This window comes from Kordia sp. (assembly GCF_965283645.1).
Lineage (GTDB): Bacteria > Bacteroidota > Bacteroidia > Flavobacteriales > Flavobacteriaceae > Kordia.
Map to the genome: position 1 here is coordinate 489236 of NZ_CBDIPG010000001.1, position 13521 is coordinate 502756.

At 33.7% G+C, this 13521-nt stretch carries 8 protein-coding genes; 4 read left to right on the forward strand and 4 right to left on the reverse strand.

From position 1 onward, the window contains the following. Positions 1-93: 93 nt before the first annotated feature. From ACQ654_RS02120 to ACQ654_RS02135, 4 genes are all read left to right on the forward strand, one after another. A complete protein-coding gene (locus ACQ654_RS02120; protein ID WP_430408660.1) occupies positions 94-3435 on the forward strand; it encodes a T9SS type B sorting domain-containing protein in 3342 nt (1113 codons plus the stop codon). A 153-nt stretch (positions 3436-3588) separates the two neighbouring features. Then, on the forward strand, positions 3589-4176 hold the full coding sequence (locus tag ACQ654_RS02125; protein ID WP_430408661.1) for an ankyrin repeat domain-containing protein: 588 nt from the start codon (positions 3589-3591) through the stop codon (positions 4174-4176). Positions 4177-4197: 21 nt separating this feature from the next. Continuing rightward, complete coding sequence (locus ACQ654_RS02130) at positions 4198-5259, forward strand: acyltransferase family protein (protein ID WP_430408662.1); 1062 nt, start codon at positions 4198-4200, stop codon at positions 5257-5259. Positions 5260-5727: 468 nt separating this feature from the next. After that, a complete protein-coding gene (locus ACQ654_RS02135) occupies positions 5728-7953 on the forward strand; it encodes a TonB-dependent receptor (RefSeq protein WP_430408663.1) in 2226 nt (741 codons plus the stop codon). 343 nt (positions 7954-8296) lie between these two features. On the opposite strand, the gene ACQ654_RS02140 is transcribed toward ACQ654_RS02135, so the two are convergent. The 4 genes from ACQ654_RS02140 to ACQ654_RS02155 all read right to left on the reverse strand — a co-directional run bounded on the left by ACQ654_RS02140 (position 8297) and on the right by ACQ654_RS02155 (position 13517). Further along, entirely contained in the window at positions 8297-9547 is a 1251-nt protein-coding gene (locus ACQ654_RS02140; RefSeq protein WP_430408664.1) for an NAD(P)/FAD-dependent oxidoreductase, read from the reverse strand. Between the two features lie 209 nt (positions 9548-9756). After that, positions 9757-10767, reverse strand: coding sequence for a 4-hydroxyproline epimerase (locus tag ACQ654_RS02145; protein WP_430412992.1), 1011 nt, complete (start codon positions 10765-10767; stop codon positions 9757-9759). An 80-nt stretch (positions 10768-10847) separates the two neighbouring features. Continuing rightward, positions 10848-12431 carry an aldehyde dehydrogenase (NADP(+)) gene (locus tag ACQ654_RS02150; RefSeq protein WP_430408665.1) on the reverse strand — a complete coding sequence of 528 codons (1584 nt, stop codon included), beginning with the start codon at positions 12429-12431 and terminating at the stop codon, positions 10848-10850. A gap of 162 nt (positions 12432-12593) precedes the next feature. Further along, positions 12594-13517: a dihydrodipicolinate synthase family protein gene (locus tag ACQ654_RS02155; RefSeq protein WP_430408666.1), complete on the reverse strand. Its 924-nt coding sequence runs from the start codon at positions 13515-13517 to the stop codon at positions 12594-12596. Positions 13518-13521 lie beyond the last annotated feature (4 nt).

The following is a 13521-nucleotide window of genomic DNA, read 5'->3' on the forward strand; positions in this document are numbered from 1 at the left end:
TTACTTTGTAATTCCCTCTTTTAATTTTAAAATCTATCTTGTTAAAAGCCCCATTTGACAAATGCTTTTTTTAATAGAATCATGATATAAAATATGAAAAAAACTACTATAGTATTATTGCTTTTTCTAAGCTTTAATCATATTGCATTTTCACAATGTTTTGATTGCGGACAAAATATTGGACAATGGACTGAAGATTATCCTCGAGATATAAATAAAGTTTCGGATGGGATTATTGTAACTACACAGAATGGTTACGATGGACAGGTACATAAATATGATTTTAATTGTAATCTGCTTTGGACCTCTACTTTTTTCGGTGAATATGACTTTATTAGAGCTATAGTATCTACTGTTGACGATGAGGACAATATTTATACAATTATTGACAATACAAGTTCTGTAGTTACTGTAAATGGAGTTACTATTCCTAATGGTGCTAGTTTATTCAAAATGAGCGCAAATGGTACTCCACTTTGGTGTCAACCAACTGGAGGACACGCTGTGGGACTTAGACTTTATTTTTGGCAAGGAAATATTTTTATTGCTGGTCAATTTTCATACCCAATTGATTTCAGTAATACTGTTAATGTAACTACAACTGCAAATTCTATTGAGTACTATGTGGTAAAATACACTACAAATGGTGTTGCCATTGATGCGCAAAGTTATGGAGTACAAGAAGTTGATGACTATTTGACTGATAGTGCTATTGATAATAATGGAAATATTTTTCTTTTAGGTAGGAATAGTTCTCATCACATTATGAAAATTGATCCAAATTTAAATCAAGAATGGATAGTTACTATTGATGAACATGCACACTCTATGTATTATAATGATTCAAATAATAAACTATATCTTCATCAAAGAGACGGATCAAATTCACCGCCTAATTATTGTGAGACAAGCAGTAAAATAAGAGAGTTTTCAGCTGAAAATGGTGTAGTAGAAAGAACATTAAATATTCCTAATTGTTCATATACTATTAATAATACATTAATGCAATATCATGCCCAAATGGCTCATTATGGAAATGATTTATATGTTTTTTCAAACTTTCAAAATACTTTAAATTTTGGAGGAGTTTCTACAGAATCAAGCCCTTATACACATGGTTATAATCAAGATATGTTTCTATTTAAAATTGATTTAAATGATTTTTCCCCTGAGGTTATTTTTTCTACTTCTGGAGAAAATTGGCAAGAAGATTATTCATATTCAGATCATGTAAGTTATATACTTGTACATGAAGATAATTTGTATTTAACAGCTAGCTTTCAAAGTTATCCATTAACTATTAATAATACAGTAATCAATAATAATAGTGGAAATACAGATAGTGATGTATTATTCTATAAATACAATCTTTTACAAGAAACTTCAAGTGGAAATATGACTGTAGATGGTACATGCATAAATGAAAATACTCAATTTGAAGTTTTCGGAAACTTTGATAGTGTTTTGTGGAATTTTGATGATCCATCAACTGGTATTAATAATATTTCTGATATTACAAATCCAGTACATGTATTCAGTAGTGATGGCACATACAATGTCTCTGTAGAAGTAACTTGTGGTGCAGAATCACAAACAATTTACAAAGATGTTACTATTACAACTGCTCCCAGTGTCAATGAAATTAGTGACCTTATTGCTTGTGAAGATACTTTTGGTTCTAATATTTCAAGTGCATTTGATACTTCTCAAATAGAATCCGAAATCATAGGGAATTTAACTGATATTTCTATAATATATCAAAACCAAAATGGTGATGTACTTCCTAGCCCGTTACCTAATCCAATGACAAATACTATTGCAAATGAAGAAATAATAACGGCTCAAGTATTTTTTACAAATAATACAGAATGCTACGCCGAAGTAACTTTTAGTTTACTTGTAGAATCATTACCCGAAATTAGTCCAATTGATGATATTCTTACATGTGATGATAATGATGATGGAATTGCTACTTTTGATTTTTCCAATATCGAAAATGAAGTGATTGGAAGTTTAACGAATGTAAGTGTTGATTATTTTGATAGCAATGATAATTCATTAAATCCACTTCCAACAAGCTATACTAATATTATTCCATATCAAGATTTCATTACGGCTAGGGTAATTGATAATGCGAATGAATGCTATACAGATGTAATTATCAATTTAATCATAAATACACCACCAACAGCGAACGCATTAACTCCATTAACTGCTTGTGATAATAACAATGATGGAATTTCTACATTTTTTGATACAAGTACTATAGAAACTAACGTAACTGGAAATCAAACCAATGTAATGGTTACTTACTATGATACTGGTGACAATGCACTTCCGAGTCCATTACCAAATCCTTATACAAATACAACTTTGTTCACTCAAAATATTACTGTTAGAGTTACTGATGTTACTACTGATTGTTACTCAGAAACCATTTTGACACTAAATACAAGTGCGCAACCTTCTATAAACCAACCAAATGATATATATGCATGCAATCAAGGTGATGGTTTTGCTAATTTTGATACAACAAACATAGAAAGTGAATTGATTGGAACACAAACAGGTCTTGCAATTTCGTATTTTGATCAAGACGGAAATCAATTGTCAAGTCCACTTCCTTCATCATTTCAAAATACAACTCCATACACGCAAACAATTAACGTTCGTGTTGAAGATGCTTCCAGTTCAATTTGTTATTCAGAAACTTACTTTGATTTAATTGTGATAGATAGTCCAGAAATTGATTTAGAAGAAAATTATTATTTGTGTGATTTAGAACCATCGCTTTCACTCGCTATTGACACTACTTTTGATAGTTATTCTTGGACTTTTGAAGATGGAACTTTTATTTCTAATACACATTTCGCAACTGTTTCAGATGAAGGTAGTTATACAGTGCACGTTAGTGAGTTTACAAACGGAATAAGTTGTGAAAATACTTTTACTTTTCAATTAATACGGTCAGACTTACCTACTATACAAACTGTAAACTTTGATCAACTAGGGAATAATTATATTGAAATTATTGCGGTTGGTGATGGTGATTTTGAATATTCTATTGACGGAATAAATTATCAAGATAGTAATTTGTTTGAAAATATTTCTGGAGGAACTTACACAGCTTATGTCAGAGATAAAGATGGTTGTGGCGAAGATAATTCGCAAGTTACACTTTTAGATTATCCAAACTTCTTTACACCAAACAATGACACGTACAATGACAGTTGGAATTTTTATGGAATTGAAAACTATCCTGATGCCAATATTATAATTTTTGATCGCTTTGGTAAAATCATTAAAGAATTAATAAATGGAGAATCTTGGGATGGAAACTATCGAGGTAGAAGAATGCCTTCAAGCGAATATTGGTTTTTAGCAAGATTAAATAGTGATATTCAATTCAGAGGTCATTTCTCATTGGTAAGATAAAAAAGTATATTTCTACAAATAGACATCATCACATCATAAAAAACAATTCATCCATTCTATTCTACAGTTCGGTAGTTCTTTATTTTTTTTAATTGTATTCTGTTAGACATTTGTTGCATCAATCAAATAGATAAACAATAAATGCAATTCATCATGAAAACAATTAAAATCAAATTCGTAAAAACAATTAGCTACATTTCACTTGCGCTATTGTTAGGAGCAGTTTCTTGTACTTCTTCAGGAGAGAAAACAACAAACACAGCAACAAACGTTCCAACAGTAGAAGCGCCAAAAATGGACATCCAATCAGCTGTTTTAGGAAACAATTTGGAAGTTGTGAAACAACATATCAAAGCAGGAACAGATATCAACACAAAAGATGCAATGACTGGCTCAACACCTTTAATTACTGCGGTTAGTTTTGGTAAAAAAGAAATTGCAAAAGCACTCATTGATGCGAAAGCCGATTTAAGCATTAAAAACAATGATGGTTCCACAGCGTTACATTCAGCTGCATTCTTTTGTGAAACAGAACTTGTACAAATGCTTATAGATGCTGGCGCTGATCAAACTGTGAAAAATAACTTTGGCGCTACAGCAAAGGAATCTGTTATGGGACCTTTTGAAGCCATCAAACCAATTTATGAAATGTTGCAACTGCAATTAGCGCCAATGGGCTTAGAAATAGATTTAAATCATATCGAAAAAACGAGACCAATAATTGCTTCAATGTTGAAGTAAATCAAGTAAATCTATAAAGTGATGACAACAGAAAGAAGATACGATATTGATTGGTTACGCGTCATTGCGATTGGTTTGTTACTAATTTACCATATAGCCATCATATTTCAACCGTGGGCAATGTTTATTGCTTTTATCCGAAGTAATGAATTGTTAGAAGGATTATGGAAACCAATGACAATGCTGAATGTATGGCGAATTCCTTTTCTATTTTATGTATCAGGAATGGGACTCTATTTTGCCATGCGCAAAAGAAACTGGAAACAATTACTAAAAGAACGTTCCAAACGAATTCTATTGCCTTTCCTATTTGGAATTGTAGCCATTACACCGTTGCACATGTATATATTTCAGGAATATTATAGCATGCCATTAAGTTATCAAGCGCATATGGGACATTTATGGTTTTTAGGGAATATTTTCGTTTATGTAATCGTACTATTGCCTATCTTCTTATACTTAAAAAAACAAGAAAATAGTGCTTTCACAAAGAAACTAAGAACATTCATGCAAAATCCTTTAGGACCTTTAGCAATATGTGTGTTTTTCATTGCGGAAGTTCTTATTGTAAAACCGCAACTTTTTGCATTATACGCACAGACTTGGCACGGATTTTTCCTTGGATTATTAGCTTTCTTTTTTGGTTTTCTTTTTATATATGTTGGAAAAACATTTTGGCAAACAGTACTAAAATGGAAATGGTTCTATATTGGTTTAGCCAGCATTTTATTTGGAATCAGATATTTTCAATTTGCTACAGAAGCACCAAGTTATTTAATGGCAATTGAATCTAATTGTTGGATATTTGGAATCTTCGGATTAGGCTACAACTATTTAAACAAACCAAGTAAAACACTCAGTTATTTAAGCAAAGCTGCCTATCCTGTATACATCATTCACATGTTTGTATTATACGGAACTGCAATGTTAATATTACCATTAAAAATGAACGCTTGGATACAGTTTGTACTCATAACAGTAATCACTTTTATTGGTTGTTTCATTATATATGAATTGATTCTTAGACGAATTTCAATCTTAAAACCGTTTTTTGGATTACAGTGGAATTATAAAACACTTTGAATAAATATCATTAAATTAAAACATTGATTAACAGTAATTTAAAAGAAAGTGTTGTGTTTTTTAAAAAAAAATAAAAACCATATGAAATCTTTCTTCGTATATGTATTTGAAAACAACAAACACGTGCTTAATTGTTTAAAAAATAATGAAGTAAGCATTCCTTTTTCTCAAAAAAAATTTTGTTCTTAAAATTTAAATTTTGATACAATTGTTGTTAATTAATCTGATAAAAAACCATCTGTTGCCCTGACAGATGGTTTTTCTTTTTATACACTTTATTTGTACTTTTACCAATAAAAATTACCTCCAAAACTACTACCAATGGTACATTGCAAGAAAATTAGCTATATAAATAGCTAAAAATCAATTAATTAATAATGCAATCAATATTTTTTCTAAAAAAGTAAAACCTTAACAGAAAATCTTCCGTATATAATTCTGAAAACCAATCAAAATTTTTAAATCATTATGACTACCAATACCATATACGTATTCATCACCGTATTACTTATTTCATTAGGAGCTTCAGCACAATCACTCTCAGGGCTTTTAACCGATCCGTTTGAAGTGCCAATTCCAGAAGCACAAATTCACAATCAACAAAATAAAAAACATACACACAGTGACGACTTTGGGAAATTTCTACTTGAAAATGTCTCTGTTGGCGATACATTGCGCATCTCGCACATTTCCTATCAAACAAAATATGTAGTAGTTTCCTCACTAACGGAAGAACTACATATCTTCTTAGAGAAAAAGGCTATTTCATTAAACGAAATTGTCATCAGACCAAAACTAGATGCTTTAAATCTAATAAGTGACATCGATATTCAAACAAATCCCGTAAACTCATCACAAGAAATTTTACAACAAGTCCCCGGATTATTTATAGGACAACATGCTGGTGGCGGAAAAGCTGAACAAATATTCTTACGTGGATTTGACATTGATCATGGAACAGATATCACCATTACTGCGGACGGAATTCCTGTAAATATGGTGTCGCACGCACACGGACAAGGATATGCCGATTTGCACTTTATCATTCCTGAAACGTTGGATAAAATCGATTTTGGAAAAGGTCCATACTACGCCAATCAAGGAAACTTCAATACGGCTGGTTATGTAGACTTTAAAACGAAAAAACGATTAACAGAAAGTACGATAAAGCTAGAAGCTGGACAATTTGATACTTACAGAATGTTAGGAATGTTCAATGTGCTAAACACATTAAATCATACGGCTTATATTGCCACAGAATATTTAGCAACTGACGGACCTTTTGAAAGTCCACAAAATTTCAATCGCTTTAATATCTTCGGAAAATACACGGGAAATATCTCAGAAACCGACAAAATTGGTGTTACTGTATCACACTTTGAAAGTACATGGGATGCTTCCGGACAAATTCCTGTGCGTGCTGTAAACAGTGGACTTATCAGTCGTTTTGGTGCCATTGACGATACAGAAGGTGGAACGACAAGCAGAACTAATTTTCTTTTGAATTATGACAAAGAGCTTTCGCCAGAATCTAGTATAAAGAATAGTTTTTTCTATAGCAAATACGATTTCAAACTCTATTCAAACTTTACATTCTTTTTGGAAGATCCTATAAATGGTGATCAAATAAAACAACAAGAAGACAGAACATTATTTGGTTTAAAAAGTGAATATTCGCGTGCATTTACTTCAACTTCCTTCAAAGGTGGATGGAATGCAGGAATCAGTTTGCGAAAAGATCAAAGTAAAAATAATGAACTCTCAAGAACCTTAAATCGTCGTGAAACGCTTGAGAATATTCAATTTGGTGATATTGATGAAACAAATATTGGAGCTTATATAAACGTAAACTTTGAATTTGGAAAATGGACGATCAATCCAGCTATTCGTTTGGACTATTTTGATTTTAAATACAATGACTTTTTACAAACAACTTACGAAACACAATCACAAAACGAAGCAATTTTAAGTCCAAAACTGAACTTTTTATACAATTATTCAGACAATTTTCAAGCGTATGTAAAAATGGGAAAAGGATTTCATTCCAATGATACACGTGTTGTAATTGCACAAAACGGAAAAGAAATTTTGCCAGCGGCATACGGTTTTGATATTGGTTACATTTGGAAACCGATTCCAGAATTAGTAGTAAACACAGCGTATTGGCAATTGTACTTAGAGCAAGAATTTGTCTATGTTGGTGATGCAGGAATTGTAGAACCAAGCGGAAAAACACGTCGACAAGGAATTGATCTTAGCGTACGTTATCAACCATTTCAATGGTTATTTTGGAATGTAGATACAAATTATACACATGCACGTGCAACAGAAGAACCAGATAATGCAAATTACATTCCATTGGCGCCAGATTTTACACTTTCAAGTGGTTTGAATGTAAAATTTCAAAATGGTTTCTTCGGTGGAATAAATCTCAGACACCTCAAAGACAGACCAGCTAACGAAGACAATTCAATCAATGCGGAAGGATATTCGGTTTTTGATATGAATTTGGGTTACAACTGGAAAAAATTAAGTTTTGGAATTCAAATTCAGAACCTATTTGATACCGAATGGAACGAAACACAATTCGCAACAGAATCACGATTACAAAACGAAACACAATCAGTAGAAGAAATTCATTTCACACCTGGAACGCCGTTTTTTATGAAAGCGAGTATTGCATATAGATTTTAGTTACCTATTTATAGTTAATTAATTATTTTGAAGAAAAACTATCTGTTCCCTAGCAGATGGTTTTTCGCTTTTAATAAGAAGCGTTTTTGTATTAAAATAAAGGAATCTATTGATTGATAAGAAGATTTTGCTATGTATATATAATTTTAGTTATGAAGTACTTCTCGATACAATTTTCTGTTATCTCAACTTCGTTCAATATAACAAAAAATCATTCGAAGATACATCTAGAAATCCTAAGTAAATCGTGATTAAAGCGAAGTATATCTACTATTCTAAACACCTAACTTTCATTCGTTAAAATACTTTTATATTAAAAATTCAGCATCTAACATTTATTATTTCAATGACTAAACCGTTCCACTTCAAAACCAGCTAATTTCATCGAAAGTGGCTTCTCTCCTATCAATTCGCTGACTAATTTTCCTGTAGCTGGCCCCAAACTCCAACCCATCATGGCATGACCTGTCGCAACTGTGAGATTCTTATAATGTCGCGTTTTTCCAATATATGGCAAACCATCTGGTGAACACGGACGCAATCCGCAAGCGGCATTTTCAATTGAACTCTCGGCAATTTGTAAACCATTGTAAAAAGTTTTAGCGGCTTTTGCGATCGCTTTCACACGTTTTGGATTCATGATATGATTAATTCCGCCAATTTCCATTGTTCCTGCAAAACGTGTAAAACCGTGCATTGGCGTTACGGCTACTTTGGCTTCCGCCAGAATTGCAGGCATACTAATTCCTGTGTGTTCTTTTACATCAATTCGGTAACCTTTTCCTGCTTGAAGCGGAATGTTTATATTCAGTTTTTTTGCTAAAACAGAACTCCATGAACCTGCCGAAAGTATAAATTCGTCAGCTTTTAGCGTTTGTGTTGAAGTTTGTAATGAAACTATTTTACCATCACAAAAATGTAGATCGGTAATGGCTTCATTGGTATAAAACTGAACACCTTTTTCTTTTAAAAAAGAAATTAATTTCGGCATAAAATCCGTTGGTGTCATGTGTGCATCTGAATCAAAATAAACAGCTCCTTTAATGTTAAAATCAACATTTGGTTCTAACTTTTTGACTTCTTCTTGTGTCAAATTTTCTACCTTTAAACCTTCTTGAATGGCACGTTTGCCAATTTCCCACTCTGCTTCGCCAGCTTTCTCGGTTTGATAACACATCAACAAGCCTTTTCGTTCAAAATGAAAGTCAAAATCTTCTGCATTTTTCAGTTCTGTGTACAATTCACGACTGAACACATTGATATCTCTCAAAATTGGAATCGATTGTTCTACATGTGTTGCTGTGGCAGATTTTTTAAACAACCAAGACCATTTCAGAAAGTCTGAATCTAATCGTGGTTTTACATAAAACGGACTCGACGAATTCAGCATCCACTTCAATCCTTTCGTAATCATTCCTGGTGCGGCTAACGGAATCATATGACTTGGCGTAATATAACCAGCGTTTACAAACGAAGCGCCGCTAGAAATATCGCTTTTATCCACAATGCTAACTTGGTGTCCATCTTGCTGTAAATAATACGCGCAACACAGTCCAATAATTCCACCACCAATAATTATGACTTCTTTTTTCAATTAGATTTTTTTAACTTTTTATTCCTGCGTGTCAATACTAATACCTCAATTCTATTGCATTACGTCTTTCCGAAAGTTTTGAAAAACTTGCGGCAATATGTTCCTAACAAACAGATTACTTCGTCATTCGTCCTCGTAATGACGTTTGGAAAATTATCAAACCATGAGATCTTGAAACGAGTTAAGGATAATTTATTTTTTTTCAAAAATCAAATCACTTGAAAACCATGCGCATACGGATCGTCTTCATCATCAATGATAATTGTATTGTAACCGTAAATTTTTGCCCAACCTTGAATACTTGGAATAATGGCACGTTTTCCATCTAAGGTTGTTTCTTTTTCAACGCGACCTATAAATTTTGAACCTATGTAACTCTCATGAATGTACTTCTCGCCTAGTTGCAACTTTCCTTTCGCGTACAATTGTGCCAATCGTGCGGAAGTTCCTGTACCACAAGGACTTCTATCAATTGCTTTATCACCATAAAATACGGCATTTCTTCCCGATGACGTTTCATCTAGCGGATTTCCTGTCCATAACATGTGCGAAACATCACGAATGGTATTGTTTTCTGGATGAATAAATAAATCTGGATATGTTGCATTGATACGATCACGGACAACTTGTGAATATTGAATGATTTTGCTCGCAGTAAACTTGTGAATTCCAGAAAAGTTTTCTTGTGGATCTACAATTGCATAGTAATTTCCACCATACGCTACATCAAACACAATTTTACCTAATTCGGGACAATCAATCGTTAAGTTTTCTGCGGCTAGATAGCTTTTTACATTTGTCAATCGAACCCAATCTACTTTTTTGTTCGTTTGCTGATAGTCAATTTCAACCAAACCTGCTGGCGCTTCCATACGAACTTTTCCGTGTGTTTTTGGCGTAATCAAACCTTCTTCTATGGCAATCGTAATTGTACCAATAGTTCCGTGTCCACACATGGGCAAACAACCTGAAGTTTCTATAAATAGAATTCCAAAATCATTTTCAGGATTGCTTGGTGGAAATAAAATACTTCCGCTCATCATATCATGACCGCGCGGTTCAAACATTAAACCTTTCCGAATCCAATCGTATTCTTTGAGAAAATGCTGTCGTTTCTCACTCATGTCGAAACCTTCTAAATTTGGTCCGCCACCAGCGACAACTCTCACAGGATTTCCGCACGTATGTGCATCAATACAAAAAAAGGTTTTTTTCATAATAGTATTTAGCAAAATTAATTTAGTACCAACAAGCAAAATAAGTATTCATTTTCGCCTTTTTTCATTAACTAAATAATTGTTTATAAAGCTTCTTTTGTTTCTTGATTGTTTACCAATCGTATAATTTGTAAAGGATTTTCGTTCTTTAATTCGTCTGGCAACAATTCGTTTGGCCAATCTTGGTAACTAAATGGTCGAACCCAACGTTTGATTGCATCACGACCAACTGCTGTAAATCGACTATCGGTAGAAGCTGGATATGGTCCACCGTGCAACATTGCAGGTGCAACTTCCACTCCAGTGGGAACACCATTAAAAAGAATTCTTCCAACACGTTGTGACAATGCGTTTACTATATGTTGATATGTTGCTACTTCATTTTCTTCGGAAATAATTGTTCCAGTTAATTGTCCTTCCAAATTGGCGATAATTTCTTCTAATTCATCACTATTTTCACATTGAACAACTAACGAAAATGGCCCAAATACTTCTTCATGTAAGCTAGAATTTTGTAAGAATGTTTTTCCATCAACCGAAGCAACTGCTTGTTGTGCGTAGTTGTCAGCTACGGCAGATTCAATATTTGCAACCGTTTTTACATTTTTTTGCGATCGTACAATACTTTTATTCGTAGTATACGCTTTGTGAATATTCGGATGCAACATACATTGCGGTTTTATTTGAATGATTTCTGCCGAAACTGTTTCTATAAATTTTGTCAAAGCATCACTTTTGATTCCTAAGATCAAACCAGGATTTGTACAAAATTGTCCTGTTCCTAACGTAATGGAACTTGCGTATGTTTTTGCCCAAGATTTGCCTTTTGTTTCCAATGCTTTTGGCAACAAAACTACAGGATTGATACTTCCCATTTCTGCAAATACGGGAATGGGTTCTTTTCGTTTTGCCGCTAAATCTAACAATGCGCGTCCGCCACGAATACTTCCTGTAAAACCAACTCCTTTTATTTTTTGATGTGAAACTAATTCTTGCCCAACTTCAATTCCGCTACTGTTTAAATTTGAAAATACACCGTTTGGCATTCCAGTTTTTTGTGCCGCCTTCGCGATTGCTGAAGCCACCAATTCACCAGTTCCAGCATGCATTGGATGCGATTTTACGATGACAGGACAACCAGAAGCCAATGCAGAAGCCGTGTCGCCACCAGCTGTAGAAAATGCTAACGGAAAGTTACTTGCTCCAAAAACTACTATTGGACCAATTGGAACTAACATTTTACGCAAGTCTACGCGTGGATTTGGTTCTCTATTCGGTTGTGCTGGATCAATTCGGGCTTCAACCCAAGAACCTTCTTCTAGTAGTTTTGCAAAGGTTCGCAATTGTCCAATGGTTCGTCCGCGTTCGCCTTTGGCTCTTCCTTCTGGCAATCCGCTTTCAGACATGTACGTTTGTATCAAAGTATCATCCAACGCTAGAATTTCATCTGCAATCGTGTTTAAAAATGTTGCTTTTTTTACTCCTGAAATTGTTCGATATGTGTTGAATGCTTCTGAAGCTAAGTCAACAGCCATTAAAATTTCTTCCGAAGTTGCTTCTGTATAAATATGTTCATTTTCGGTATTTGTTTTCGGATTGAACGTTTTGTACGTTGTGTTTCCGTTGGCAGAAAGCGAGTTTCCGATATAGTTTTTCCCTGTAATCATAGTCTATTTTTCATTTTTTTAAAAGTAATCATTTTGATTCTAATATGTTAATTCAGTATGTCTTTGCGAGAGTTTTTAAAAAATTCGTGCAATCTGTTTCTCGATAAACAGATTACTTCAGTTATACTTCCTTCGCAATGACGTTTCAAAACATACCAATTTCTAATCTAAATACTGTTTGTAATCTGGCAGATTTGGACGTGATTGTAATCCTTTAATGATAACATTTGTTACATGTTCTCTTTCTTTTCCTACTAATGGTAATCGTGGTTCACGAACGTTAGCTGTTCCAATTCCTGTAGCGACTTCCGCTAGTTTTATGTTTTGAACCAACTTAGTATTGATGTCTAATTCTAATAATGGTAAAAACCATCTGTAAATTTCAATAGCTTCTTGCGTTTTTCCTACTTTCGCTAATGCATAAATTGCAACAGTTTCTGCTGGAAATGCACATACTAAACCAGCAACCCAACCATCTGCACCAATTAACATACTTTCTAAGGCTAAGGTATCAACGCCACATAGAATTGCCAATCGGTCACCAAAACGGTTTTTGATTCGGCTAATGTTTGAAATATCACGTGTAGATTCTTTTACAGCTTCAATATTTGGGCATTCGTTTAGTAATTCATCAAACATATCTAAGGTAACTTCAATTCCGTAATCGACAGGATTGTTGTAAATCATTATTGGCAAATCGGTACTGTTTGCCACCTTTTTGAAATAGGTCACCGTTTCTCTGCCATCAGCTTTGTAGCGCATTGGCGGCAACATCATTAAACCACTTGCGCCATCTTCTTTTGCATGCTTTGCCGCTAGTTTTGCCGCAACCGTAGATTGTTCGGCAATGTTGATGATGACAGGAACTTTTCCATTGACAATTTTTACTGTTTCACGAATTAACGTTCTTTTTTCATCATTCGTTAGCGTACTTGCTTCTCCTAATGTTCCACCTAAAATAATTCCGTGAACACCAGCGTTTACTTGTGCTTTTATATTTACAGTAAACATTTCCAAATCGAGTTTGTCATTGTTTGTAAATTTGGTCGTTACGGCTGGCATGACGCCTTTCCAATTGATTTTCATGTGT

Excerpts from the sequence above, each read along its gene's own strand:
- ACQ654_RS02120 (WP_430408660.1), top strand. The coding sequence starts at position 94 with ATGAAAAAAACTACTATAGTATTATTGCTTTTTCTAAGCTTTAATCAT.
- ACQ654_RS02125 (WP_430408661.1), top strand. The coding sequence starts at position 3,589 with ATGAAAACAATTAAAATCAAATTCGTAAAAACAATTAGCTACATTTCA.
- ACQ654_RS02130 (WP_430408662.1), top strand. The coding sequence starts at position 4,198 with ATGACAACAGAAAGAAGATACGATATTGATTGGTTACGCGTCATTGCG.
- ACQ654_RS02135 (WP_430408663.1), top strand. The coding sequence starts at position 5,728 with ATGACTACCAATACCATATACGTATTCATCACCGTATTACTTATTTCA.
- ACQ654_RS02150 (WP_430408665.1), bottom strand. The coding sequence starts at position 12,431 with ATGATTACAGGGAAAAACTATATCGGAAACTCGCTTTCTGCCAACGGA.
- ACQ654_RS02155 (WP_430408666.1), bottom strand. The coding sequence starts at position 13,517 with ATGAAAATCAATTGGAAAGGCGTCATGCCAGCCGTAACGACCAAATTT.